General features: G+C 36.8%; 27 protein-coding genes. 19 read left to right on the plus strand and 8 right to left on the minus strand.

Features of this window, described 5'->3' with window-relative positions; all coding sequences use genetic code 11:
* Together FN817_RS08615 and FN817_RS08620 are read left to right on the plus strand one after the other, a co-directional pair.
* Positions 1 to 2,094, plus strand: a 2,094-nt coding sequence (locus tag FN817_RS08615; protein ID WP_142717583.1) for an RHS repeat-associated core domain-containing protein, incomplete at its 5' end; no start/stop codon positions are given.
* A gap of 2 nt (positions 2,095 to 2,096) precedes the next feature.
* Complete coding sequence (locus FN817_RS08620; RefSeq protein ID WP_167498835.1) at positions 2,097 to 2,540, plus strand: hypothetical protein; 444 nt, start codon at positions 2,097 to 2,099, stop codon at positions 2,538 to 2,540.
* Between the two features lie 19 nt (positions 2,541 to 2,559).
* Here FN817_RS08620 and FN817_RS08625 read toward each other — a convergent pair whose 3' ends face one another.
* Positions 2,560 to 3,012 carry a hypothetical protein gene (locus FN817_RS08625; protein WP_142717585.1) on the minus strand — a complete coding sequence of 151 codons (453 nt, stop codon included), beginning with the start codon at positions 3,010 to 3,012 and terminating at the stop codon, positions 2,560 to 2,562.
* Between the two features lie 340 nt (positions 3,013 to 3,352).
* Between FN817_RS08625 and FN817_RS23380 the strand changes: the two genes are divergently transcribed.
* From FN817_RS23380 to FN817_RS08635, 3 genes are all read left to right on the plus strand, one after another.
* Positions 3,353 to 3,673, plus strand: coding sequence for a hypothetical protein (locus FN817_RS23380; RefSeq protein ID WP_228451508.1), 321 nt, complete (start codon positions 3,353 to 3,355; stop codon positions 3,671 to 3,673).
* Positions 3,634 to 3,840 (plus strand): PaaI family thioesterase, encoded by a 207-nt coding sequence (locus tag FN817_RS23385; RefSeq protein WP_262712102.1) that lies wholly within the window; start codon positions 3,634 to 3,636, stop codon positions 3,838 to 3,840. The genes FN817_RS23380 and FN817_RS23385 overlap by 40 nt, the downstream gene beginning before the upstream one ends.
* Positions 3,841 to 3,933: 93 nt before the next feature.
* Positions 3,934 to 4,851 (plus strand): alpha/beta fold hydrolase, encoded by a 918-nt coding sequence (locus FN817_RS08635; protein WP_142717586.1) that lies wholly within the window; start codon positions 3,934 to 3,936, stop codon positions 4,849 to 4,851.
* Positions 4,852 to 5,014: 163 nt separating this feature from the next.
* On the opposite strand, the gene FN817_RS08640 is transcribed toward FN817_RS08635, so the two are convergent.
* The 3 genes from FN817_RS08640 to FN817_RS08650 form a co-directional block, all read right to left on the minus strand.
* A complete protein-coding gene (locus FN817_RS08640; RefSeq protein WP_047420928.1) occupies positions 5,015 to 5,941 on the minus strand; it encodes a malate dehydrogenase in 927 nt (308 codons plus the stop codon).
* A 117-nt stretch (positions 5,942 to 6,058) separates the two neighbouring features.
* Positions 6,059 to 6,610 carry a biliverdin-producing heme oxygenase gene (locus FN817_RS08645; RefSeq protein ID WP_142717587.1) on the minus strand — a complete coding sequence of 184 codons (552 nt, stop codon included), beginning with the start codon at positions 6,608 to 6,610 and terminating at the stop codon, positions 6,059 to 6,061.
* A 21-nt stretch (positions 6,611 to 6,631) separates the two neighbouring features.
* Complete coding sequence (locus FN817_RS08650) at positions 6,632 to 8,830, minus strand: ATP-binding protein (RefSeq protein WP_142717588.1); 2,199 nt, start codon at positions 8,828 to 8,830, stop codon at positions 6,632 to 6,634.
* A 381-nt stretch (positions 8,831 to 9,211) separates the two neighbouring features.
* On the opposite strand from FN817_RS08650, the gene FN817_RS08655 reads away from it, so the two are divergent.
* The 6 genes from FN817_RS08655 (at position 9,212) to FN817_RS08680 (ending at position 16,467) form a co-directional block, all read left to right on the plus strand.
* Positions 9,212 to 10,261: a linear amide C-N hydrolase gene (locus tag FN817_RS08655; RefSeq protein ID WP_142717589.1), complete on the plus strand. Its 1,050-nt coding sequence runs from the start codon at positions 9,212 to 9,214 to the stop codon at positions 10,259 to 10,261.
* A 221-nt stretch (positions 10,262 to 10,482) separates the two neighbouring features.
* Complete coding sequence (locus tag FN817_RS08660; protein ID WP_142717590.1) at positions 10,483 to 11,649, plus strand: porin; 1,167 nt, start codon at positions 10,483 to 10,485, stop codon at positions 11,647 to 11,649.
* Between the two features lie 20 nt (positions 11,650 to 11,669).
* Entirely contained in the window at positions 11,670 to 13,100 is a 1,431-nt protein-coding gene (locus FN817_RS08665) for an anion permease (RefSeq protein WP_047434356.1), read from the plus strand.
* A gap of 16 nt (positions 13,101 to 13,116) precedes the next feature.
* Complete coding sequence (locus FN817_RS08670) at positions 13,117 to 13,773, plus strand: succinate dehydrogenase cytochrome b subunit (RefSeq protein ID WP_142717591.1); 657 nt, start codon at positions 13,117 to 13,119, stop codon at positions 13,771 to 13,773.
* Positions 13,774 to 13,784: 11 nt separating this feature from the next.
* Entirely contained in the window at positions 13,785 to 15,701 is a 1,917-nt protein-coding gene (locus FN817_RS08675; protein WP_142717592.1) for a fumarate reductase/succinate dehydrogenase flavoprotein subunit, read from the plus strand.
* 13 nt (positions 15,702 to 15,714) lie between these two features.
* Positions 15,715 to 16,467 (plus strand): succinate dehydrogenase/fumarate reductase iron-sulfur subunit, encoded by a 753-nt coding sequence (locus FN817_RS08680; protein ID WP_047378678.1) that lies wholly within the window; start codon positions 15,715 to 15,717, stop codon positions 16,465 to 16,467.
* Between the two features lie 89 nt (positions 16,468 to 16,556).
* On the opposite strand, the gene FN817_RS08685 is transcribed toward FN817_RS08680, so the two are convergent.
* The 3 genes from FN817_RS08685 to FN817_RS08695 form a co-directional block, all read right to left on the minus strand.
* On the minus strand, positions 16,557 to 17,330 hold the full coding sequence (locus FN817_RS08685) for a cyclase family protein (protein WP_142717593.1): 774 nt from the start codon (positions 17,328 to 17,330) through the stop codon (positions 16,557 to 16,559).
* 57 nt (positions 17,331 to 17,387) lie between these two features.
* On the minus strand, positions 17,388 to 18,350 hold the full coding sequence (locus FN817_RS08690; protein ID WP_142717594.1) for a hypothetical protein: 963 nt from the start codon (positions 18,348 to 18,350) through the stop codon (positions 17,388 to 17,390).
* 62 nt (positions 18,351 to 18,412) lie between these two features.
* On the minus strand, positions 18,413 to 19,426 hold the full coding sequence (locus FN817_RS08695; protein ID WP_047420915.1) for a nucleoid-associated protein: 1,014 nt from the start codon (positions 19,424 to 19,426) through the stop codon (positions 18,413 to 18,415).
* Between the two features lie 357 nt (positions 19,427 to 19,783).
* On the opposite strand from FN817_RS08695, the gene FN817_RS08700 reads away from it, so the two are divergent.
* From FN817_RS08700 to FN817_RS08720, 6 genes are all read left to right on the plus strand, one after another.
* On the plus strand, positions 19,784 to 19,948 hold the full coding sequence (locus tag FN817_RS08700; RefSeq protein ID WP_228451509.1) for a hypothetical protein: 165 nt from the start codon (positions 19,784 to 19,786) through the stop codon (positions 19,946 to 19,948).
* An 11-nt stretch (positions 19,949 to 19,959) separates the two neighbouring features.
* Positions 19,960 to 20,316: a DUF7674 family protein gene (locus FN817_RS08705; RefSeq protein ID WP_142717595.1), complete on the plus strand. Its 357-nt coding sequence runs from the start codon at positions 19,960 to 19,962 to the stop codon at positions 20,314 to 20,316.
* A gap of 82 nt (positions 20,317 to 20,398) precedes the next feature.
* Positions 20,399 to 20,530, plus strand: coding sequence for a hypothetical protein (locus tag FN817_RS23460; RefSeq protein WP_262712104.1), 132 nt, complete (start codon positions 20,399 to 20,401; stop codon positions 20,528 to 20,530).
* Positions 20,531 to 20,580: 50 nt separating this feature from the next.
* A complete protein-coding gene (locus FN817_RS08710) occupies positions 20,581 to 20,976 on the plus strand; it encodes a DUF7674 family protein (protein ID WP_047420913.1) in 396 nt (131 codons plus the stop codon).
* 134 nt (positions 20,977 to 21,110) lie between these two features.
* Positions 21,111 to 21,512 carry a hypothetical protein gene (locus tag FN817_RS08715; RefSeq protein WP_142717596.1) on the plus strand — a complete coding sequence of 134 codons (402 nt, stop codon included), beginning with the start codon at positions 21,111 to 21,113 and terminating at the stop codon, positions 21,510 to 21,512.
* A gap of 402 nt (positions 21,513 to 21,914) precedes the next feature.
* Complete coding sequence (locus tag FN817_RS08720) at positions 21,915 to 22,229, plus strand: erythromycin esterase family protein (RefSeq protein ID WP_142717597.1); 315 nt, start codon at positions 21,915 to 21,917, stop codon at positions 22,227 to 22,229.
* 139 nt (positions 22,230 to 22,368) lie between these two features.
* Here the strand turns inward: FN817_RS08720 and FN817_RS08725 are convergent, their stop codons facing one another.
* Positions 22,369 to 22,731: a winged helix-turn-helix transcriptional regulator gene (locus FN817_RS08725; protein WP_142717598.1), complete on the minus strand. Its 363-nt coding sequence runs from the start codon at positions 22,729 to 22,731 to the stop codon at positions 22,369 to 22,371.
* Between the two features lie 93 nt (positions 22,732 to 22,824).
* Here FN817_RS08725 and FN817_RS08730 point away from each other — a divergent pair, with 93 nt between their 5' ends.
* Together FN817_RS08730 and FN817_RS08735 are read left to right on the plus strand one after the other, a co-directional pair.
* Positions 22,825 to 23,268, plus strand: a complete 444-nt coding sequence (locus tag FN817_RS08730; protein WP_228451510.1) for a DUF3291 domain-containing protein — start codon at positions 22,825 to 22,827, stop codon at positions 23,266 to 23,268.
* A gap of 127 nt (positions 23,269 to 23,395) precedes the next feature.
* On the plus strand, positions 23,396 to 24,547 hold the full coding sequence (locus FN817_RS08735; protein WP_142717600.1) for a cytochrome-c peroxidase: 1,152 nt from the start codon (positions 23,396 to 23,398) through the stop codon (positions 24,545 to 24,547).
* Positions 24,548 to 24,554 lie beyond the last annotated feature (7 nt).

The following is a 24,554-nucleotide window of genomic DNA, read 5'->3' on the forward strand; positions in this document are numbered from 1 at the left end:
AATACCTACCACAAAAGGCTTGGCTCAGACCCTGAAAAGCTTATTGTAGAAAAATTCACCTATGATTCCCAGAACAGGCTTCTGACCCATACCCATCAGGTGGGCAGTAACCCTGTTGAATACCTGTCTCAAAATAAATACAATGAACTTTCCCAGCTTGAATCTAAGAAAGTAGGGGGAATAGCTGCAGCCTCTCCATTACAGGCCATTGTTTACCAATACAATATCCGTGGCTGGATGACGAAAGTTAATGATCCTGCAAGTCTGAACGGGAAATTATTCGGGTATGAAATGAAGTATAACAATCCTGTGTATACCAATACTTCATCCGGAAGATTTAATGGGAATATCGCCGAGATTGATTGGAATATTTCCAGTGCCGAGGGGTTGAAAAGATACAATTACCAGTATGATGCTTTAAACAGGATGTTGAAAGGAGCTTATTCCCAGCCCAATTCTTCACTCGCCCAGAATGATTATTTTAACGAAGAGCTGAGCTATGATCTCAACGGGAATATAAAAACCTTAAAGAGATTTTCATGGCCTGCTGCCGGAGGAACAACCGCAGAGAAGATTGATGATCTGATCTATAACTATCAGAATGGAGACAAAAGTAATGTACTGGATAAAATTACCCTTCCTCCGGGAGTTATCAACAACAGTTCAGGATATAATGCTTTGCAGGGAACCATGGTGTATAATTCTAACGGGAATATGACGGATCATCCTGACAGAAAAATGAAGATCATTTACAATTACCTGAATCTTCCCAATTATATTTCAGTTAACGAAGGGTTAATAGGTATTTCCAACACCAGCTACACCTACAGGGCAGATGGAACCAAAGTATCTAAAACATACAGTATGAACGGATCCATAGAAACCAATTATCTGGACGGTTTCCAATATGATAACAGGCACGCCTATGATACTTCAGCCTCCCTTTATACCATTCCTATATTGAAATTTGTACCTACTTCCGAAGGATATTATGATTTTACTGAAAATAAGTATATTTACAATTACACAGATCATTTAGGAAATATAAGAGTGAGTTACAGAAGTAATGGCAGTGGTGGAGTAGAGATCATTGATGCCAACAACTATTATCCTTTTGGATTAAAACATCAGGAGAGTCCTATTGTCCCAGCTCCTTTTGGAGGAGTTCCTTATAATTACAAGTACAATGGAAAGGAGTTGCAAGAGACCGGGATGTATGATTATGGTGCAAGATTCTATATGCCGGATATGGGAAGATGGGGTGTGGTAGATCCACTGGCGGAAAAATCAACAAGATTTAGTCCATACAGTTATACTTTAAACAATCCAATCAGGTTTATCGATCCGGATGGCAGATCAGAACAAGATTGGGTACAAAGAACAGGTCAGAGTGGTTGGGAATATAGAAGTGATATAACATCTGCTCAACAAGCTTCAGATGCTGGCTATATAGGTTATGCTAATGGGCGTGGGGATGATAATAGTAAATATACAACACCAATGTCAAGTAATGGAATTGATACCGGTGTTGATAGAGAAGTTGTTTTAGGCGAAGGAGGGAATTATACAGTAGATGGAGAAGCTTTCATTTCAAAAGATCAAGCTCCTTATGTAAGTTCACAAGAGGCAGATAAGTTAGGAAAAGCATTAGCTTCCATATTATATGTTCCAGGTCACATTATGTCTGGAGGAACATCTATTTGGGGTAAAGGATTATTGAGTGTAGGACAACAGGTGACATCTAGTCAGGATGTTAATCTGTTTGGAGTTGCAGGTGATATGATTGCGGGAAATGGCATTGGAGAAATTCTTGGAGGAACGAACGAGTTTTCAGTTAAAAAATTTATAACTAATGATCCTACTTATTTTAGAACAGCTTTTGACGGAAGTATGTCGGTGAAGGAAGCTGCTTCTACCACAGCGATTAATTTATTATCAACAGGATTTGGAAAATTAAATGGTATAACAAAAACTGGGGCAACAGGATTAGACGCGAAAGTAGTTGATGCTAATAGTTTTCTTATTGGCGTCACAGCATATAAAGTCTCAGAAATAAATGCTGGTAATATTCAGAATCAACAAAAAAGGAAATAACGATGAATTTTTTTAGAAAATATACTTTGCTAATATTTCTTATTCTTTTTATTGGATTATATACAGCTAATAATTATTTTATTAATAATTTTAAAAATTTGTATAAAAATGAAGGAAGTTATGCAATAGGTATTGTAAAGAATATAAATGCATTTGGGAGATCCGGACACGATTTTGTATATACTTTTAATGTTAATGGAAAAAAATACAAATCCGTATGTAGCGCAGGAAATCTATCTTCAGATGAATTTAATAAATATGTGGGTAAAAGTTTTTTAGTTATATATTTAAAGAGTAATATATATAATAATAGATTATATATTTCTGTACCAGTAAATCCTAATGATAATGAAAAGGCATTAAAAGAAATAGTCAAAAATAGTTATACAAAAAGAAAATTGGATTCAGTTCCTTATCCTGGATTCTTTTGGGAAAATTATTTTTAATTTATATAGAAAAAGCTACTCATTGAGTAGCTTTTTCTATATAATCTCCTCTTAAAAGAGACTTTACATATCCTTCTAAATTACTTTGCATCATAAGATTCGAGACAACTAATTTTGTAGAAGATAAATTTCTTTTTTGATTTAATTTTTTTAAAAGAGTTATAGTCTCTTCCAAATCTTCTTTAGTATTGCGAGCAAAATTATTGTAAATAGTATTTGTCTTAAATCTCTCAAAATTTATACTTTTAATAATCTCTTGCTTTTTCTTATCGTCCCAATTATTTTCTTTAGCAGTTTGCTCTACTTTATTTTTACAATAGCTGTAGAAATAATTTTCAAACTCAGTTACTTTAATAAGCTCATTAATGAGAATTTCGTTTTCTTTGGTAGGCATTGATGGCGGCGGCGGACCAACCTGTGCGAAAATAATAGAAATACTACACAGAGAAAAGAGTACAATAATTTTTTTCATAATATAAATTTTTTAATGATAGTAAGTCTAACTTTTCTTCTTCCCAAAGGAAAGAACAGATAAAGGAAACAATTATAAAGTGGGACTCAATTTACACATTTTTTCTGTTTTAAGCGTATATATTTGTAATTCCGGCTTACCTATGGTACTACCACGAGTTCTCAAAATGGAGATACTCGCCCATCAAAAAAGTAACAAGTATCTGTTACAAAGAAAACCGTTATTTTTACCAATATAAAAATCACTTAGAAAATACAAGGGCAATTTTTGGACGAAACAGTGAATAAAAAACCACTGTTTTTGTAGAAACTTTTAGTTCAATAGAAAAAATAAATACCTTTTGTTAGCCCCCGATTTTCTCATCCGAAGATCTGTATATTTATCTGTAAAAATATCCTGTATCCATGACAACAATTCCATTCTGGATTACCTTACCAAAGTAGTCAACAGTGAAAGTATAGACGAATTTACAACCTATCAGATCTATCCTACAGCTATTTCAAAAACCCTTGGATTTCAAATAACTGATATCTCCTCCGGAGAAGCTAAAGTCTCCATCAATACAGATATGCAATACATGGAAATCAGCAGGGAACCATCCATGGAGGACTGCTTTGTGAATTGGCAGATGCGGCCATCGGAACAGCCCACTCTACCCTGATTAATGAAGGAGAAAGCTTTACCAGTATAGAACTTAAGATTAATTTTTTCCGTCCAACGTGGAGAGATAAGCTTATGGCTCATACAAGACCAATACAATCCGGTAAAACCATCACCGTTTATCACTGCGAAATAACCAACACTGAAGGAAACTTTTCGCGGCTGTGACCAGCACTGTTATGACCTTAAGAGGAGACAAAGCAAAAGTAAAATAATCTAGTATGTTAGTAATAAACAGCCCCTTATAATTGTTATAATACTATGAAAACAATTGCTCTCCTACTCTTTTTTTTCGTTTCTCTGACTTTCGTTTCTGCTCAGAATCATCATTCTGAAGGCTTTTATGAAACCTCAGATCATGTAAAGATCAAATATAAAATCTCCGGAAAAGGAGAAGCCTGTATTTATATTCCCGGAGGGCCAGGTCAGGGATATCTATCCTTTGAACTGATGGGTGGAAACAGTCTGGAAAAAAATATGCAGATAGTTTATATGGATCAGCGGGGTTCAGGAGAATCAGGTACATCGGAAAATTATCATATTGATAAAATGATTCAGGATATTGAAGAGTTGAGACAGCATCTCAAATTGAAAAAGGTATTTTTACTGGCTCATTCCTTTGGTGGAATTATTGCGGTAAATTATGCAAAAAAATATCCTCAGCATACCAAAGGGCTCATTCTTGCCAACGTTACCCTTCATTTCCTGAATGATGAGTCAATCAAAGAACAGATTGAATATGGAAACAGTCTTTTACAGACACAAAACAGAGCTATTCCTAAAGACAGCCTTTCTTCAGAACTTTCAAAAATAAGCAGTGCATTAAGGAAAAAAAGAATCGGGTATAAATTCCTTACCGAAGATATCGAAACCATAAAACAAATGGATAAAGTAGATTCTCTCCATCCCCGTATCATCGACTTTGGAATGGCAGTGATCTCAAAACCCAAAGATTTCCCTGAATATTATACCGATTATGCTCCCATCACAAAAGATATTCATGTTCCTGTATTGATTATCACTGGAAAAAAGGATAAAGCAGTCGGAACTCAGCATTATAAAACCTTTCAGTTTCCCAATCAGAAAGTAGTTTCCATTGATGGAGGACACCTTTTGTATTACGAAAAAAATAAAGAATTTGTGAATGCTGTTAATAATTTTGTGAAAGCAACGAAGTGATATTGTATTGGCAATTTTGTATAATTAAAAGTTTCGGCGCGGCCTTTGGCCGCGCCGAAACTTTCCCAACATTCAAATATTCATTAAAACAAAACAGGCTGTTTCAAATTGAAACGGCCTGTTTTTTATCTATTTTAATTCCTGCTTTAAAAGCTGGCAATCATTAAAATTTCAAATCTCCATTCACCTCTCTTACAGCATTAGCAGCTTCAGCGAATTTCAATTGCTCTTCAGCAGTCAGTGTTACGTTTACAATTGATTCTACTCCGTTTGCTCCGATAATAGCAGGAACTCCTAAGCAGATATCGTTTTGTCCGTACTCCCCTTCAAGCATTAATGAACAAGGGATCATTTTCTTCTGGTCGCATGCAATTGCCTGAACCATTACAGAAACTGCTGCACCTGGAGCGTACCAGGCTGAAGTTCCTAATAATTTTGTAAGAGTAGCTCCTCCTACTTTAGTTTCTTCGATTACATATTTTTGTTGATCTTCACTTAAGAATTCAGTTACAGGAACACCATTTCTTGTCGCTTTGCTTAATAATGGAAGCATACCTGTATCACTGTGAGCAGCGATTACCATTCCGTCAACGTCAGAAATTGGAGCTTCTAACGCTTCAGCCAATCTGTATTTGAATCTTGCAGAATCTAATGCACCACCCATTCCGATGATTTTGTGCTTAGGAAGACCTGAAGTTTTGTGTACAAGGTAAGCCATAGTATCCATTGGGTTAGAAACCACAATAATGATTACTTCCGGAGAGTGTTTTACTAAGTTTTCAGTAACGTCTTTCACGATACCTGCGTTGATACCGATCAGTTCTTCTCTTGTCATTCCAGGTTTTCTTGGAATCCCCGAAGTGATTACTGCTACATGAGAACCTGCAGTTTTGCTGTAATCTCCTGTTGTACCCGTAATTTTTGTATCAAATCCGTTAAGAGATGCTGTCTGCATCAAATCCATTGCTTTCCCTTCAGCAAACCCTTCTTTAATGTCTACCAAAACCACTTCTGAACAGAAGTTCTTCATTGCGATGTATTCTGCACAGCTTGCTCCTACAGCGCCTGCACCTACTACAGTTACTTTCATATTGTTACTTTTTAAAATTATTTTTTGTTAGTTAAGTTTAAATTTGAAACTCCCCAAATTTAACAATTCCTGAAAAAATGCGCAATTTTTCAGGAATTTAATTAGAATTAAAATAAATTAGTTGACGTTCAGTAAAAAGGTGTACAGCTTTTTCGCACCAGAAAGCACTTCATGGTAGTTTTCTTCAGCGACTTCCGTATCCAGAACCTCCTTGAAATTTTTCCACATAGGGCCTGTATTTTCCTGATAACATCCGAAAAAGTTGAAAGTAACCTCATCAAAACCTTCCGTTTTAGAAAGCTGTTTCGCGATAACATTTCCTCCAAGGGTAGAGCCTTCAATCACATACATTGCTCCAAGTGCTTCATGTTCATTGTTAAATTCAAGATTGTGGGAAGCGGATTTATTTTCCAGGGAAAGGCTTTTCAGGTCCTTTTCAATAAGGGAAAGTTTTTTTCTTGCTTCAAGCTGAAGTTTTTCTGCATATTTATCAGAAAGGCTGCTGAATATTTTGTCTTCACTGTGAAGAAGCATCAGATAATTGGTATGAATGATTTTTTTATAATCCTCCAAAGTGAAAGTTTTATTAAAAATCTTTTCAGAATTAAAAAGTTTCTCTGCTGCATCGTGATACTCTGCCGTATTCTGTTTAAGATATTCTGATACCATAAATAACGTTTTAAAAGTTTCTCAAATATAAGGCTTTTTAAACGTTAAGATAAAGGAGGTTCCCTCACTGCTGCTTTCATAATCCACATTTCCTCCTATCCTTTTCATAATGCGGTGTACAATAGACAGCCCTACTCCGTTTCCTTTAAATTTCTTGGCATTATCCATTCTGTTGAAGATTTTAAACATCTTATGTTTTTCCTCTTCAGGAATACCAATACCATTGTCTGAAATCCTATAAATAATAGTCTGGTCATCTTCTGTTCCTTCAATTTCCACTTTCGGAAGATCTTTGTGAGAAGAATATTTCACAGCATTATTGATAATATTCAGGAAAACCTGGTGAAGCATTGTTTTATCTGCCAGTACATCCGGACATTCTTTAATGATAATTTCACTGTTCGGACTGCCGTAGGTCATCTTGGCATTTTGAGATATTTTTTCAATAGTGTGAGCCGTTTTCAGGTTTTCAAGCTGTATTTCACTATGTTTCGCACGGCTGAGCTGCAGTACATCATGCATCATTTCAGCCATATTATCTATTTCCTCAATAATCGTATTGATCTTGGTTTTGCTTTTTACAGAATCATCGGTAAGATTTCCCAAAAGCATTTGAGCATTCAGTTTCATTACCGTAAGAGGTGTTCCAAGGTCGTGCGAAATAGTGTATGAAAAACTGTCCAGTTCATCATTTACTTTTTTCAGCTCATCATTAAGCCTTTTGATGGCGTTATAATTTTTGTGAGAGGTTTCTAAAATCAAATCCCTTACAGCCTGTACGGCACTTACATTTCTGGAATTCCATCTTTTAGAATTCCCTTTGATATTTTCTGTAAAAATACGGAAGGAAGTTCTCGGCGATATCATCTGCTTTTCCTCTCCGTTTTGAGAAAATACTTCTATCTTTTTCTCAGGATTTCCGGCCCAGTTGATGTGTTCGTCAAACTCTTTTCTGAACCAGATCAGCATTTCGTTTTTATCCCTTTCAATAAAATAAATAACGATTCCTGCTGCATCTTCAGACAGATCCAGTTTATCACCGTATTCTTTAAGAAAGTTGCGGCTCACGTAGATTCTCTCATTCGTATTCTCCTGCGCCCATTGTACAATTCTTCTGATACTTTCCGGATTGGGAGTTTTACCGTCTGTTATGATGTTCTCATCTGAAACAATAGCAAGCCCGTCAGCCTCCGGTAAGTTTCTGATCTCCGTCTTACACTCAATAAGAGAGTCGAACAGGTTATTATGTTTTAGAAACTCTGTTTTAAGCTGAGATACTTTCTCATTCAGCTCCAAACGGTAGTTCAGTTCGCTCTTAGATTTAAAAGATGAATAAGCATTAGCAGCTAAAGCTGTAAAAATTCCAGCCTGTACCCTGTCTTCAAGATCAATATGCTTAGGTTCTACATTCTGGCAGGTTACCAATCCCCAAAGATGATCGTCAATAATAATCGAAACACTGAAGCTGGAAGCCACCCCTGAATTTTTAAGATACTGCCCATGAACAGGCGACATTCCTCTGGAAGCAGAGAAGGTGAGGTCTATATTTTCAGGACTTTTGCTTAAAATAGGAACCGTATCCGCATATACATTGCTGAAGATTCTTTTTCTTTTTTTCAGATAAAGATCACGTGCCTGTTTGGGAATATCAGATTCCGGATAATGAAGTCCCAGAAAACTTTCCATATTCTCATTTTTCTTCTCGGCAATTACTTTTCCTGAACCATCCATCATGAATTTATAGACCATCATCCGGCCATAGTTTACCACTTTCGACAGGGTTTCCAGAAGATGATTCCAAAGTTCCTTTTCATTATCGATGATATAAAAGTTATCGTACTTATTCGAAATCCGTTTATTAGGATTAATCAGAACTTTTTCAAACTCCATAAAGATGTAAAGCTCACTTCTGAAAACAGAAAAATGATACTCTGTATCACCAATAAAAATTTTATCAAAATAAGTTTCATTCTTCCTTCTGGTAAACTTATCCAGTGAGGTATAGATTTCTGAATCAATAATGCTTTGAAAACTTTCCGGAAAGTCAGTAAGCTTTCTTCCGAATAGTTCCTGAGAACTCCCGATATCAAATATATCTGAAATATTCCTGCTAAAAAAAGTAATGGTATGGGACGCTGCATCAATGCCAATCAAATAACCAAAACTTTGTATAGAACCCGGAATATGGATAGGTTCTTCATGGCATTCTATAAAATTCATATATCTTTTCAGTCTAACTATCAAATATAGCATTTTTTGGAACAGACTTTCCATTTTGTGGTACCTAATTTTAAACTTCAGTCTATCAGGCAATCATGGGAAAAATCAGCCAAAGAAAAGGTCGAAAAACGTATTAAAACATTCTCCATTTTCACCCATTTTTACTATCATATCTCTAAAATATACAAAAAAGCATGCAATAATCCAATTATTATGCTTTAACTATGATTCATAACATGAATTACTCATTATTAACCTAAATAATTATTTTATTTAAACAAATTTATCTAAATTTATATCACCAAATAATGAATATGACAAAAATTCATTGAATTATTCACAATAAATTCAATATAAAATTTAAATTCAAATAATACTATTATGAAAAAGTTCCCATTAATTTTATTTTCTCTGGTCCTCTCTATAGGATTATGGAATCCATCGGAAGCATGTACAAGAGTGGTTTATAAAGGTCCTCAGAATACTGTTATTACAGCCCGTTCTATGGACTGGCGTGACGAAATTCCCGCTAATCTATGGGTTTTACCAAAAGGGATAGACCGCAACGGACAGGTAGGCTCCAAATCTGTAAAATGGACTGCCAAATACGGAAGCCTTGTCAGTACGTCATGGGATATTGCATCATCAGACGGAATGAATGAAAAAGGACTGGTTGCCAATCTGCTTTGGTTAGGAGAATCCCAGTACCCGAAGTTCGATGGAAAAGGAAGTAAAAAGGGAATTGCCATTTCATTATGGGCACAATATTATCTCGACAATTTCGCCACCGTAAAAGAAGCGGTAGAGTATTCACAAAAAGAACCTTTCGTGATTGTGAGTGATTATATTCCGGGGACAGAAAGATTTACGACAGTTCATCTTTCCCTTTCCGATGCTTCAGGAGACAGCGCTGTTTTTGAATACATCAACGGGAAACTGGTGATCCACCATGATCCTTCTTACACCGTAATGACCAACTCTCCTGTTTTTGAAGAACAACTAGCCCTTAACAACTACTGGAAAGGTATCCCTGGAACAGTAATGCTTCCGGGAACCAACCGTGCTGCAGACCGCTTCGTAAGAGCTTCGTATTATATCAATGCAATTCCGCAGACTGCCGATACCCGTACTGCTGTAGCGAGTGTTTTCAGTGTCATCAGAAACTGTTCAGTACCTTACGGAATCACTTCAGCAACGGAACCTAATATTTCATCCACAAGATGGCGTTCTGTTTCTGATCAGAAAAACCTTGTGTATTATTTTGAAACGGTTTTCACACCGAATACTTTTTGGGTAGATCTTAAAGATTTCGACCTAAGCTCTAAGGGAAAAGTGATGAAGCTGGATCTCAGTAATAATAATACTTACAACGGTAAATCCAATGCCAATTTTAAAGAATCTGCACCGTTCACATTCTTAGGACTAAAATAAATATTTACCACAAACCACTTATGCTTAAGTAAAAAATCTGATCTCTACAGTAAAAAAACTAAGTATCAACGAACTATGATTGAATATTTGACCATTCCCCTCCCTGGAGGGATGTCAAATTAGAGATTTGACGGAGTGGTTAAAAACACTTTTCTTTCATTCAAGCGCATAAAAGATACTTGTGGTAAAGTAAAGTTTACAACAAAAAAACAAAAATAGATATGGCCTTTTTTTCAATTAAAAAGAAAAGCCTGATCCTGTGCATGCTGGCCTGCGGGTTATCAGCGTATGCACAAAATCAGGATTCTCTGAAGACCACCTCTCCTCCACAGGAAGAAGACAATGTAAAATATCCGCAGCTGCAGATCAAAGGCCTTTTTCAGGCACGTTATCTCGTAGGGATGAGTAAAGATGTAGATGTCAACGGACTTCATCACACGGATGGTTCGGGAACGGATAATAATTTCATGCTCAAATACATGAGGGTTCAGGTTCGTGCACAGATCAGCAAACGTACAGAAGTGGTGGTCTTAGCCAATCTTGCCGATTTTAAAAATGATCCTAAAAGCAGAGTTCTTGAAAATGCTTATCTGAAGTACACTTTTAATCCGAAATTAGCAATTACAGTAGGACAGTTCAGACCTTGGTTCGGTATTGAAGAAACTTACCCTATTGACATTATTAAATCTTTAGACTGGTCTAATCAGTATACGGAATTCGGAAAACTGGGCTGGACGAGTTTCCAGATCGGGATGTCTGCCACAGGACAGCTTCAATTAGGAGAAATCCCCTTCCAATATGCTGTTTCGGTAGTCAACGGAAATGGGAAAAACCAGATCAATGATAATGACAATGGAAAACAGTATTCTACCCGCCTTGTTTTCGGGTTATCCAAAAAATACAATTTCAATGTAGGTTTGAATGGTGGTATCGGAGAAGTATTCAGCAAAAAAGTATATGCTTTGGGAATAGATCTGAGCTCACTGATTCAATTTGATCCAAAGTGGAGTCTTGATATGCAGCTGGAAGCTAAACAGGCAACCAACCATGTTCTGTACAACTCCATTGCCCCTGAACTACGACCTGAGAATCCTGACCAATATCTGATCCGTGGCGCTTATTTCCTTCCGAATTTAAGATATGAAATCAATCACAAAAACCTGAGTGCCTTTGAGCTATCATGCCGGTACGAATACCTTGACACGAATTTCAGAATGGCATCCAATCCACGACAAACGATTACTCCAATGTTCGGACTGGAATTCCTGAAAAATTATGGGGCAAGAATTCAGCTGGGAGTTCAGTTCGACCGCTACAAATATCAGGTGGAAAACACATCACAATACAATAACAATCTATTCATTGTCCAGGTACAGAGTAGATTCTAAACGATTAAATAGTTAGTATCATGAAAGAAATAAATATCAGAAACGTAGCGATTACATTTGTTGTTGCGTTGATCATATGGTTCATTCCAGCTCCGGAGGGTGTTGCTGAAAATGCCTGGCATCTGTTCGCCATCTTTGCGGCAACTATTTTAGGAATCATCCTTAAAGCTGCTCCAATGGGTACAATGTGTATGATGGCCATTGGTTTTACAGCCCTTACACAGGTTGTGGCTCCGGGAGATGCAGGAAAATCTATTACCAAAGCGCTTTCCGGGTTTGGAGACAAAGTAATCTGGCTGATCGGGATCTCATTCTTTATTGCCAGAGGATTTATCAAAACAGGACTTGGAAACCGTATTGCCTTTCTATTCATCAGAGTTTTTGGTAAAAGCTCTTTGGGTTTGGCTTACGGATTAGGCCTTGCCGATGTTTGTCTTGCACCTGCTATTCCAAGTAATACAGCAAGAGGTGGTGGGATTATCTACCCTATCATGAAATCTATGGCGATAAGCTTTGATTCCGTTCCTGAAAAACCGGAAACTCATAGAAAATTAGGTTCATTCTTAACTTTGAACAGCTATTATATGAACCTCATCGCATCTTCTATGTTCCTTACCGGAACTGCCAGTAACCCGATGTGTCAGAAATTTGCAGCCAACCTTGGTATTGATATTACCTGGATGTCATGGGCAGCAGCGGGTTTCATTCCTGGTGCAGTAGCATTCTTTGTTGTTCCTTTGGTATTGTACAAATTATATCCGCCTGAATTGAAAAAAACAGGAGATGCTCCGAAAATGGCCGCTGAAAAATTAAAAGAAATGGGACCTATCTCCAGAAACGAATGGCTGATGTTATTGGCATTTTTCATTTTGTTAGCCCTTTGGATATTTGGTGGTGCCCTTTCTATTGATGCTACGACAACGGCTTTCATTGGATTAACTTTATTGTTATTGACCTCAGTATTGACCTGGGAAGATGTAAAAGGCGAAAAAGGAGCTTGGGACACCATCGTTTGGTTCGCTGTACTGGTGATGATGGCTAGCTCTTTAAATGAATTAGGCTTCATTGGCTGGTTCAGTAACCTTATTAAAGTTCAGATCGGAGGTCTGAGCTGGCAGGTAGCCTTTCCGGTAATTATTGTAGTCTATTTCTTCAGTCACTATATTTTCGCCAGTGCTACTGCTCACGTAGCCGCTATGTATGCAGCATTACTGGGTGTAGGGGTTTCTTTAGGAATTCCTCCTATGCTGCTGGCAATGATGCTAGGTTTCATGGGTTCTATTTATGGGGTACTTACCCACTACGGACATGGCCCTGCTCCGGTTTTCTTCGGAAGCGGATATGTAGACCTGAAAGCATGGTGGCTCAGAGGTCTTGAAATAGGAATCGTTCTATTGATCATCTATATGGTTGTAGGAGGATTGTGGATGAAAGTCTTAGGATATTATTAATTTTTAAATCAAAAATATGTTATCAACATTGTCAAGAAAAATGCTGATGTGCCTTACAGGACTCTTTCTGGGATTCTTCCTGTTGATTCATTTCCTTGGAAACCTTCAGCTTTTTCTACCACCAGAACAAGCGCACCTGCAGTTTAATGCATATTCGCATTTTTTATCAGGAAATATTATTATCAAAATAGTTTCTTACGTTTTGTATGCCAGCATCATTCTACATGCTGTAGACGGACTAATCATTACGTTAAAAAATAAAAAGTCTGGTGGCAGTTATCAGTCGGACAGACGTGGGAGAGCCAGTACATGGGCTTCCCGAAATATGGGAATCCTCGGAACCTTAATCCTGATCTTCCTTGTGATCCATTTCCAGAACTTCTGGTATATCTACAAATTCGGAAATCCGCCTTTAGATGAGAACGGAAATAAAGACCTCTACATTTTGGTAGTAACGGTATTCAAAGAATGGTGGTATGTCATTATTTATGTACTGTCGATGATTGCCTTATGTTATCACCTGATCCATGGGATATACAGTGCTGTAAGAACTCTGGGACTCTATCATCCTAAGTTTGTACAATGGTTCAAAACTATTGGAATTGCCTATTCAATCATCATCTGTGTAGGTTTTGCATTGATGCCGGTGTATGTATTCTTTACTTATCATTAAACAGAACGGTCATGATTTTAGATTCAAAAATACCACAGGGCCCATTGGAACATAAATGGGGAAATTATAAAAAGAAAGCAAGACTCGTCAACCCCGCCAACCGTAAGAAACTGGATGTGATTGTTGTAGGAACAGGACTTGCGGGAAGTTCTATTGCCGCCTCTTTGGGAGAAATGGGATACAATGTCAAATCATTCTGTTTTCAGGACAGTCCGAGAAGAGCACACTCTGTAGCAGCTCAAGGAGGTGTAAATGCTGCAAAAAATTATAAAAATGATGGTGACAGTGTTTACCGGATGTTTGTAGATACCTTGAAAGGAGGTGACTTCAGAGCCCGTGAAGCCAATGTATACCGGATGGCAGAATGTTCTCTGAACCTCATTGATCAGGCTGTAGCGCAAGGAGTTCCTTTTGGACGTGAATATGGAGGATATCTGAATAACCGATCTTTCGGAGGGGTTCAGGTAAGCCGTACTTTCTATGGCAGAGGACAAACAGGACAACAACTGCTTCTGGGAGCTTATCAGGCATTGATGAGACAGGTTGGAAAAGGTTCTGTACAATTGTTTTCCAGACATGAAATGCTTGATCTGGTCACTGTTGACGGAAAAGCCAGAGGGATCATTGTAAGGAATTTAGACACAGGAGATATTGAAAGACATGCAGCCCATGCTGTAGTATTGGCAACGGGAGGTTATGGGAAAATCTATTATCTGTCTACCCTTGCTATGGGATGTAATGGTTCTGCAATCTGGAGAGCGCATAAAAAAGGAGCTTTAATGGCTTCCCCAAGCTGGATTCAGGTGCATCCTACTTCTCTTCCCCAATCCGGAGATTACCAGTCTAAACTGACCTTAATGTCTGAATCATTACGTAATGACGGCCGAATCTGGGTACCATTGAAAGAAGGTGAAAACAGACCTCCGAATGACATTCCTGAAAATGAAAGAGATTATTACCTTGAAAGAAGATATCCGGCCTTCGGGAATCTTGCTCCGAGAGATATTTCTTCCCGTGCTGCAAAGGAAAGAATTGATGCAGGTTTCGGAATCGGGCCTTTGAAAAATGCGGTGTATCTTGATTTTTCAAAAGCGATACAGGAACAGGGAAAAGATAAGATCAAAGAAAAATATGGGAACTTATTTGATATGTATCTTAAAATTACGGGATATGATGCCTATAAGGAACCCATGATGATCTCTCCATCTGCTCACTTTTCAATGGGTGGCCTTTGGGTAGATTATGAGTTAATGACTACCGTTCCGGGATTGTTTGCTTTAGGTGAAGCTAATTTTGCGGACCATGGAGCGAACAGACTGGGAGCTAACTCTCTTTTACAAGCTTCCGTAGACGGCTATTTCATTGCCCCTTACACCATTGCCAATTATCTGGCGGATGAAATTCACACCGGAAAAATTTCTCCGGATACACCGGAATTTGAACAGGCCGAGAAAGCTGTTAAAGAACAGATCACAGATTTTATCAATATCAAAGGAACCAAAACCGTTGATTATTTCCACAAAACATTAGGAAAACTCCTGTATGACTATTGCGGACTGGCCAGAAACGAAGAAGGTCTGAAATATGCCATTCAGGAAATCAAAAAACTGAAAGAGCAATTCTATAAGGATGTAAGGGTTTCCGGACAAGGCGATAAAATGAATACCGAACTGGAAAAAGCAGGCCGCGTTGCCGATTATTTTGAAATCGGGGAACTGATGTGCTATGATGCTTTAACCCGTAACGAATCCTGTGGTGCTCATTTCCGGGAAGAATTCCAGACTCCGGACGGAGAAGCGATGAGAAATGATGCTGAATACCAGTTTATCTCAGCATGGGCATGGGCAGGTGAAAATGAAGAACCTGAGCTGATCAAAGAGCCTTTAACCTTCGAAGAAATTCAGCCAACGGTAAGAAGTTACAAATAAAAAACAGAAAATTATGGATTTACATCTTAAGATATGGAGACAGAAAGACAGAAAAAGTGAAGGAAAACTGGTAGGCTACGACCTGAAAGGATTGAATTCTCATATGTCTTTCTTAGAAATGCTGGATACTCTGAACGAAAAACTGATCATAGAGGGTGACGAGCCTGTAGAATTTGATCACGACTGCCGCGAAGGGATCTGCGGACAATGTGGAATGATGATTAACGGTATTGCCCATGGTCCTCTGAAAAATACAACCACCTGCCAGCTTCATTTACGATCTTTTAAAGATGGGGAAACAATTCTGATAGAACCTTTCCGTGCTGAAGCTTTTCCTGTGAAGAAAGATTTAAAAGTAGACCGATCTGCCTTTGACAGAATTATATCTTCAGGAGGTTTTGTATCGGTAAACACAGGCCAGGCTCCTGATGCCACAGCCATTCCGGTGACTCATCAAACGGCCGAAGAAGCTTTTGATTCTGCAGCGTGTATCGGATGCGGAGCCTGTGTTGCTACATGTAAAAATGGCAGTGCAGCATTATTTACCTCAGCAAAAATCACCCATATGGCACTTCTTCCCCAAGGTAAAGAAGAACGAAGCAAAAGAGTTCTGGATATGGTAGCTCAGATGGATACCGAATTATTCGGGCACTGCTCCAATACAGAAGCCTGTGAAGTGGAATGCCCGCAAGGAATTTCCGTACTCAATATCGCCAGAATGAATTTTGAGTATAGCAGAGCCTTATTTTTCAGGAAAAAAGCTTAGATCAATAAACGAAGAACGCTAAAAATGATCCTGTTTGAAAGGGTAAATCTGCCATGCAGATTTGCTCTTTCTTTTTTTTGATTTATGATCTATTCGTTCATCATGGCCACTACCCTTGCCGGAGCTGCGGAACCACCAACAATCTTTAACGGAAATACATAGATTTTAAATCCGGATGGAGGTAATGCACTGAGGTTTGTAAGTTGCTCAATATGTAAATATTCCTTTTCAATGCCTACACGGTGTCCTTCCCAGAAGAATTCCGGATCATTGAGTTCCTTGGCTTTCTGAGCCATATATTTCAGAGGAAGATCCCAACCCCACTGATCTATTCCCATTACTTTCACACCCTGATCAATCAGCCATTCTGTAGCTTCTTTGCTCATCCCCGTTCCTTTTTCTACAAAATCCAAGGTTCCCATCATTTTATCACGATCGGTTCTGATCAGTACAATATTTCCTTCCTGTATGGTAATTCCGTTTTTATCCAGATCTTTTTTAAGATCATCTACTGTGATAGCCACAAAGTCTTCTTTATGAGTGCAATCAATCACAATTCCATCTCCATAACACCATTCCAACGGAATCTGATCTATGGTTTTAGCCGGTTTTCCTTCCACGACAGGACCATAATGCCATGGAGCATCAATATGGGTGGTAGCATGAAGGCCCATATTTTTGATCGTGTCATCTGCCCAGCCCGTCCAGTTTTTAGGAAAAAGCCTCGCTGGAAGCCTTAGTGCCAACCGAATCAACCAATGTGATTTCCTGTGTGCTTTATGTTTGATTTTCACCCTCATAAACCAGGGATCACCTGCATTGTATTGGATGGGTTTTGTAAGATCGACAATTGTTGTTTTCATATGATTCAGCTAACGAGACAAAGATAGCTAATGAGGAGAAGAAGGCAAAGAGGAAACTTAAAACCCTCTGGGAATCATAACCTTCTTCGGATCATTCTCATCATACATGATTTGTACGGTTCCCTTTTTAGGAACGGAAGACAGGTTCAGGCGGCTGACAATTTTCTTGTACACCGTAATATGTTCGGTTCCTCTGAAATCTTTAAAACTTAGCTGAAACATAATCTGAGGCTGATCATTCACTGTGAGCCCCGTCTCACTGACACTGATGATATGGGCTTCCGCATTTCTTCCTGAAAAAAGAATGCGTTCTTCTTTTGTATTTTTTAAAAGCCTGCCGAAAATCAACTGAAAAACCAATACATAGATGATTGTCATCACACCGCTGAAAATAATCGGGTGCATGAAGGTCAGGAATCTCCAGCCAAAATCGAAGGATTCCCGCATGTAGAAATAATAATATAATCCAGTCACATACACAATTAAGAATACAATGAATGCAACTCTTAAAATGATTCCAAAGGAATTAAAACCCACTTTCTGATCACTTAAAATAAAGTAAGGTTCCTGTGAAATCTTAGGATTCAGAAGTACTTTGATTTTATTTCCTACATCAAATCTCTTTTCGTGGGGTTTAGAATCATGAAACATCATTTTATGTTCTATCACCGTATTGCTGAGATTGGGAAATGAAAGCCCGACCTGAATGAGGTTCATGTTTTTCTTAGGAATGTATTTGAGGAGTTTATAATCAATGATTTTGGCTTCTCTTGGAATTCCGTTCTGTACAATGGACCGGATCGCATTTTTCTCTTTAAAAGTTGTAATGAAAAGCTTGTTGATAAAGAAAATAATCACATAACCCCATATTAACAAAGAAAAACCGAGATACCCATAGCTCACCGCTAATGAATTTCTCGGTTCTGTTGCAAGTTCCTCACTCACCATATAAATGAAAATCGGAAAAGGAACGCAGAAAAAAAAGAGAAAAATCCCCCAGAAAATGATCATAAATTTCATAGCTTCTATTTTGTAATCAGCAATAAAGTTATGATATTATTATGGAACGGGAGAAATCTTTTTTACACCTCTTTTTCAAAATAAAGTCTGTAATATTTTCCTTTGTCATCTTCACCCGTTTCGATTTTTTGTCGGTCTCCATGGATGTAAATGTGGAAATTTTTATCTAGCTTAATAATACTTTTAAAGTGTCTCTGAGTCTTTTTTACCGCAGCTTCACTGATCGGGAATTCTTCAGCAATATTCACCTGCATATCCTGTTCGTAATCTGTTTTAAAGTTTACGAAACTTTCAATCACATGTTCGTCTCCCAATACCTCATTTGCAAATTCATCAAGTTTAAATTCTTCTTTTTCTTTAAAGAAATTAATTGATTTATTAAGGAAATCCGCCTGATCTGCTTTAGAAACTTCAAATTCCTGAGGAAGCTGCTTTGTGATATAATCTTTATAGACCATCAAAGCTTCCTGCGTGTGGAAATATTCATCATCACGCTGTTTCACTTTAAGGAAATCTTCAAACCAGTAGTACATATCCCCGTTTTTGTTGTTATCAACTACAGAAAGTACATATCCGGTTTCTTTATTGTTGTTGTAGATCAAAGCAGCTTTATCAATTTTAGACAGCCCGATTCCCTGATCTTTTTCAATATCAAATGTTTCTTCTGAAGGTGTAATTTTCAGGAAAGATTCTCTCTTCTCAGTTTTGAAGATCCCGATTTTATCCACTTTATCAGGGCGGTCACTTTCATCTTCAAAAAGTACAATAAAAAGTTCTCCACTCTGAACTCTTGGGTTTTCAGCTGCTTCAAAAAGGTGTTTTGCAATGTTTTCAGATTCCCAGATGAACTTGGCTTTGTCATCAAAAATTTCTGATACCGCACTGTAAACCGGATTATTCACCAGATAAGTGTCACTGTAAAAGTGAAAGGTTTCTTCTGATTTAAAAGATCCTAAAAAGTAATCTTCAAGCATTTCTGCCATTCCTTCTTCCAGTTTCAATTCCTCCTGGGAAAGTGTCAGGGAATCTCCATTGATCTTATTTCCTACTCTGTGTACTATTATTTTTGAAAACATTTTTCTGAATATTTGGACTGCAAAGATATTCATTCTTATTCTTTCTGCGAAACTTAAAAAATGTCATAAGATGAGATAGATTTTATTGAAGTGGGTTTATACCACCCCGTCAAAAATTCTTTGAATTTTCGCCACCCCTCCAAAGGAGGGGAATTTCAGCCATTCCATTGTAATTGTGCTGGTAAGAGAAATTTTCGTCTTTCATTTTTCCAAATTGATAAACCCCTTATCATTTTGACATGCTTTTTTGTCTTAAAAACCAAGCTTTAAAATCGCAAAACATTGTTTATCAATACTTTAAATGAAATTTATTTTCAACGGAATGTCATTGGCATCATCATTTGAAAACATAAAAAAATGGACTTAAAGACATTAAACAGACTCGATAAGCTGAGAAGATTAAAAAGCAGAGGACCTGAAACGCCAAAGTGGCTGAAGCCCTATCATCTGCTCTTTCTTGCTTTTTTAACCATTTTCATCTTTGGCGCCATCATCAGAATACTGGAACAGAATCACCATTAAAATATAATATTATGAATTATCTACAAGCCGTAAAGGAAATCACAGACGTGGTTCCCGATTTCGAAAAAGAAGTGAAAGAAATTAAAATTCAAAACTCATACAGCATCATCCGCACTTTTACGGAACGCATTAAAAATATGATCCGCCAGAATGACAGAAATCTGTTGTTCAGAAGTTTACAGAAAATGGACAAAATTTATACTGACGGAGATACCGTATTAAAAAATGCTATTGAGACTACTTTCATCTATTCTCTGGACAGTTGTACCGCTTTCTGCAGTGAAGAATACCGAAAAGTGATTTTTAGTCACATTTCTACCAATCTTCAGAAGGTATATTCAAGACAAATTTACAGTCACGGCATATAAGGGTTTTATTACATTTTTTATCCGTTTCATTACAAACTGTTTAAATTAAACAAAATTAAAAATAACTCACAATCAATAGATTATGAAAAATAAAATAAGAAGAATTTCAGACTGGAAAACCTGGAAAACTACGACTAACAGACACAATACAGAGATATTACTCACTCACATCGCTGTGATAGTATCTGTATTTATTTTTGCGGCCTGCCTTTAAATTTTGGTATACATTTCGCTGCAATACAAAGTGTTTGAAAAATCTTAATTATGATGAAAGTACAAATGCAAACTATTAATCAAAAAATAGCTGTTGAATACTTAAAATTTTTCTATCCGCCACTTCGCAATGAAATCACACAGTTGTCTGTTCAGGACAATTTCGCTGGAATCATGCAGGCTACCGTGAATTATCTGAAGAAGCTTTTGCAGGAATCTAAAATCAGTATTATTGCCCATCATCTTAAACTGATGGACTCAATCTATAAAAACGGGGATTCTTATGTAAGAACCATGATTGAAAACCTGTTTGTAAGATCTTTTGAAAGTTTCAAGAAACACGCAAAAATTCAACACTGGAAACTCCTTTATCAATATATGCCTGTAAGCTTCCAGATCATTTATAATGAACAGCAGAAGCAGGATATGATATATTTTGGAAAATAACATGTAAAAACAAAGAGCAAAAAGGCAAATCAATGAATTCGTCTTTTTGCTTTTTCTTTCTGTTACTGATAAATCACACCTTCTTCTATTTCACCCAAACGTGCAAAACCCCTATTTTTGCAAAAATAATAACAATGAAGTACCCTTTTTATGCAGCAATGATATGTCTTTCTCTGGTTTCGTGTGGAAATAATGACAGCACTATCGACGATCCGAAGCCAATTGATAGAGAAATGTACCAATTTGAATTCAAAAGCTATGTTGTAAAAGGAACCACTCTTTATACCGGATCATTGGGAAGCAAATCTAATCCTGATGAATCTTATCTGAGCAAATACTGGAGCATGTATAAGGAACCAGCCTGGAAGAAAATAACTCTTAATCTGAAAAACAATTCTATACAATTGGCAGCCGGAAATTCAGCTGATATCACATATAACATTAAAATCGTCAATGATTCAGTATTAGTGAATGATAACAGTCTTAAGCCAGGTTATATAGGTGACTTTAATAAAGAGAATGGTACTTTTCTTTGAAGAGAACATTAATTATAAAGAGGCTTTTAATAAAAGGTTTGATAATTTCATCCAAATGGAAATAGATTCTGTAAAGTTTTCAAATCCATTATTTCCGAAGATGATTTTTGCAAAGGACAATCTTTGAATCAGTCTAAAGATTTTGTTGGGAATATTTTTTCAACTACGAATTAGCTCGGGTTAATTATTATTTCAAGACAAAAGATGCAAAGTTTTCAGGAAAAATCGTTGATGATTCTAATGATGAACAGACTATTATTTATAAAATCAGCAACCCGGAAATAGAGGTTACAGGAACAATTGTGTATCAAACAGTTGATAAAACGATTATTCATTATGAGCTGCAATATGATCAAAGTAAATATCCATCTTATAAAGTAAAAACTAAAAATGAATTAGAGTATGAATTCAAAGTCGGAAACAGTGTTACCTACTATGATTTTTGCCTATAATTCAGAAAAAGGCGGTCCAAAAACATTAGAATATAAGCTTAACTCACTCAACATTCCAATTTTTATTTTAGATCTGAGAGCCATTAAGAAGGATAACAACAAACTTGGCAATTGGATATTGGAAGATATTTTATTTCGCAAAACAGGATCTGGCACAGATAAAAATGAATTCTTAAAAACCAATGTAGTGAAGTCTTTTGATTATTTGATATTCATCAATAAGTCAACAAATTCAAAGCTTTTAAATGGTAACTCAAATAAATAGATTACAGCAAATGGTACATTCATGATAAAATTAGAAATATATAAATAAACACTAACATTTAATTATAAATCAACCCCGCAGTAATTTAATTACTACGGGATTTTATTTAGACTGATATTCAGATTTAATACATTAACTTTTAAAGTATTTTTTTACTTTCTAAAATAATTTTGCCCCAATCATTGATATGATCCAATAAAGGAATAAATGACAGACCTAAATCTGATAGGCTATAGACCACTTTCACCGGTGGTTTTGTTCCAAATACGGTCCGCGTTATTAACTGATCCCTTTCCAATTGTCTCAGCTGAATACTTAAAGTTGTTTCTGTAATAAAAGAAAGCTCTTTTTTTAATTCACCAAATCTTTTATCTCCATTTTTTAAGTGGCAGAGGATAACGCCTTTCCACCTCCCGCCAATGAGATCCATGACAAAACTTACTGCACATGGATAAGATTTTTGGTCAACATTGATAGAGGAAGTCACACATTCTTTTTTCATTTTTTTAATAGTATCTAAATGGATAGTTATTTCAAGGTAATAGTACAGGAGCTATTTTTACACAATATTAATCAGAATAAAAGAAATAAAAAAATGTACCAGCTAGCCCAAATTAATGTTGCCCGAATGATAGGAACCAACATCGAAGATCCGATAATGAATGAGTTTGTCAGCCATTTGGATTCAGTAAACCGATTGGCAGAGGAAAGCGATGGATTTATCTGGAGATTAAAAGATGATGAAAACAATGCTACAAGCTTTAATCCGTTTAATGATGAACAAATTATTATCAATATATCCGTATGGAAAGATATAGAATCGTTGGAATATTATACCTATAAGACATTTCATGTTGACTTTGTAAGAAGAAGAAAAGAATGGTTTCAAAAATATGGAAAGGCCTATTATGCTTTGTGGTGGATTAAAGATAAAGAATATCCAACTACTGACGAGGCAATGAAGCGGTTAGAATATTTGCAGGAAAAAGGTTCATCTTCCTATGCATTTAATTTTCAATCTGTTTTTCAAAAGCCATAATGATACTGCCTGTAGATCTCCAGTTTTGAAAAATAAGTGAAAATTTTAGATGTTCTTTATCTGATAAACATTTTGCAATGAGCTGGTTAATAAAGTTATATTTGCAGGGTTTAGTATTTATCATTAAATGAAAGACAGATATATTGCTTTTCTGGCAATGGCCGGAATAATATCTTTACTAAGTTATACTTCAAATGACCCTGCGGGATATACCGTGGAAGAGCTTCGTACGCTATACAGCAGCGGAGACCAGAGCAAATGGCCGGCCCCGCATTTATTTGATGAAGCTAAGGAAGGTTTTCAGGATATCGGACCTTTGTCTGAAATGAATTTTCCTGAAGACAATCCTTATTCCGAAGACAAAATGGAGTTGGGAAAAATGTTGTTTTTTGATCCGAGATTATCCAAAAGCGACCAGATTTCCTGTGCAAATTGCCATAATCCCGAAATTGGATGGTCAGATGGAAGCAGAGTTTCTTTTGGTCACAACAGGCAGACAGGAACCAGGAATGCACCTACTTTGATAAATATTGGATATGCAAAAACGTTTTTCTGGGACGGCCGCTCAGCAACTTTGGAAGAGCAGGTGAAAGCCCCTATCGAAAATCCGGTAGAAATGAATCTGCATATGTCAATGGCGACAAAGAATATCAAGGAGATTAAAGGTTATAAAGCTTTTTTTGTAAAAGCTTTCGGGAATGGAGAAGTGACGGAAGAGAAAATTACAAAAGCCATTGCAACATTTGAACGCTCTCTGATAAGTCCGCCATCAAAGTTTGACAAATTTGTTACCGGGGAAAAAGAGGCTTTAACGGATTCTGAAATCAATGGACTTCATTTATTCCGAACCAAAGCGAATTGTATCAATTGCCACAACACCCCTTATTTTTCTGATCAGAAGTTCCATAATCTGGGGCTGACCTATTATGGAAGTAAATATGAAGATCTGGGAAGATATATGGTTACCAAAAAGAACGAAGATGTTGGAAAGTTCAAAACACCCACGCTGAGAGAAGTTTCTGAGAATAAGCCTTACATGCATAACGGACTTTTCCCTGAGTTGGCAAACGTTGTCATGATGTATAATGCCGGAATGGTGAAGGAAATTCCAAAAGGAGATCAGATCAATGATCCAAAGTTTCCCCACAAATCAGGAATGATAGAAAAACTGAATTTAACAGATGACGAAGTTTTTGATATTGTAGCATTTTTAAAAACCCTAAACAGTTATAAATACAAAATGCGTCCACCAGCATTGCCTGAATCATCATCATTATAATGAAACT

Source organism: Chryseobacterium rhizoplanae (assembly GCF_900182655.1).
Taxonomy (GTDB): domain Bacteria; phylum Bacteroidota; class Bacteroidia; order Flavobacteriales; family Weeksellaceae; genus Chryseobacterium; species Chryseobacterium rhizoplanae.

Bases quoted from the DNA above. Each gene is read 5' to 3' on its own strand.
- FN817_RS08685 (WP_142717593.1), bottom strand. From the start codon at position 17,330: ATGAAAACAACAATTGTCGATCTTACAAAACCCATCCAATACAATGCA.
- FN817_RS08700 (WP_228451509.1), top strand. From the start codon at position 19,784: ATGGACTTAAAGACATTAAACAGACTCGATAAGCTGAGAAGATTAAAA.
- FN817_RS08680 (WP_047378678.1), top strand. From the start codon at position 15,715: ATGGATTTACATCTTAAGATATGGAGACAGAAAGACAGAAAAAGTGAA.
- FN817_RS08730 (WP_228451510.1), top strand. From the start codon at position 22,825: ATGTACCAGCTAGCCCAAATTAATGTTGCCCGAATGATAGGAACCAAC.
- FN817_RS08695 (WP_047420915.1), bottom strand. From the start codon at position 19,426: ATGTTTTCAAAAATAATAGTACACAGAGTAGGAAATAAGATCAATGGA.
- FN817_RS08665 (WP_047434356.1), top strand. From the start codon at position 11,670: ATGAAAGAAATAAATATCAGAAACGTAGCGATTACATTTGTTGTTGCG.
- FN817_RS08725 (WP_142717598.1), bottom strand. From the start codon at position 22,731: ATGAAAAAAGAATGTGTGACTTCCTCTATCAATGTTGACCAAAAATCT.
- FN817_RS08675 (WP_142717592.1), top strand. From the start codon at position 13,785: ATGATTTTAGATTCAAAAATACCACAGGGCCCATTGGAACATAAATGG.
- FN817_RS08735 (WP_142717600.1), top strand. From the start codon at position 23,396: ATGAAAGACAGATATATTGCTTTTCTGGCAATGGCCGGAATAATATCT.
- FN817_RS08720 (WP_142717597.1), top strand. From the start codon at position 21,915: ATGAATTCAAAGTCGGAAACAGTGTTACCTACTATGATTTTTGCCTAT.
- FN817_RS08660 (WP_142717590.1), top strand. From the start codon at position 10,483: ATGGCCTTTTTTTCAATTAAAAAGAAAAGCCTGATCCTGTGCATGCTG.
- FN817_RS08640 (WP_047420928.1), bottom strand. From the start codon at position 5,941: ATGAAAGTAACTGTAGTAGGTGCAGGCGCTGTAGGAGCAAGCTGTGCA.
- FN817_RS08690 (WP_142717594.1), bottom strand. From the start codon at position 18,350: ATGAAATTTATGATCATTTTCTGGGGGATTTTTCTCTTTTTTTTCTGC.
- FN817_RS08620 (WP_167498835.1), top strand. From the start codon at position 2,097: ATGAATTTTTTTAGAAAATATACTTTGCTAATATTTCTTATTCTTTTT.
- FN817_RS08650 (WP_142717588.1), bottom strand. From the start codon at position 8,830: ATGAATTTTATAGAATGCCATGAAGAACCTATCCATATTCCGGGTTCT.
- FN817_RS08655 (WP_142717589.1), top strand. From the start codon at position 9,212: ATGAAAAAGTTCCCATTAATTTTATTTTCTCTGGTCCTCTCTATAGGA.
- FN817_RS08635 (WP_142717586.1), top strand. From the start codon at position 3,934: ATGAAAACAATTGCTCTCCTACTCTTTTTTTTCGTTTCTCTGACTTTC.
- FN817_RS08710 (WP_047420913.1), top strand. From the start codon at position 20,581: ATGATGAAAGTACAAATGCAAACTATTAATCAAAAAATAGCTGTTGAA.
- FN817_RS08705 (WP_142717595.1), top strand. From the start codon at position 19,960: ATGAATTATCTACAAGCCGTAAAGGAAATCACAGACGTGGTTCCCGAT.
- FN817_RS08715 (WP_142717596.1), top strand. From the start codon at position 21,111: ATGAAGTACCCTTTTTATGCAGCAATGATATGTCTTTCTCTGGTTTCG.
- FN817_RS08645 (WP_142717587.1), bottom strand. From the start codon at position 6,610: ATGGTATCAGAATATCTTAAACAGAATACGGCAGAGTATCACGATGCA.
- FN817_RS08625 (WP_142717585.1), bottom strand. From the start codon at position 3,012: ATGAAAAAAATTATTGTACTCTTTTCTCTGTGTAGTATTTCTATTATT.
- FN817_RS08670 (WP_142717591.1), top strand. From the start codon at position 13,117: ATGTTATCAACATTGTCAAGAAAAATGCTGATGTGCCTTACAGGACTC.
- FN817_RS23460 (WP_262712104.1), top strand. From the start codon at position 20,399: ATGAAAAATAAAATAAGAAGAATTTCAGACTGGAAAACCTGGAAAACT.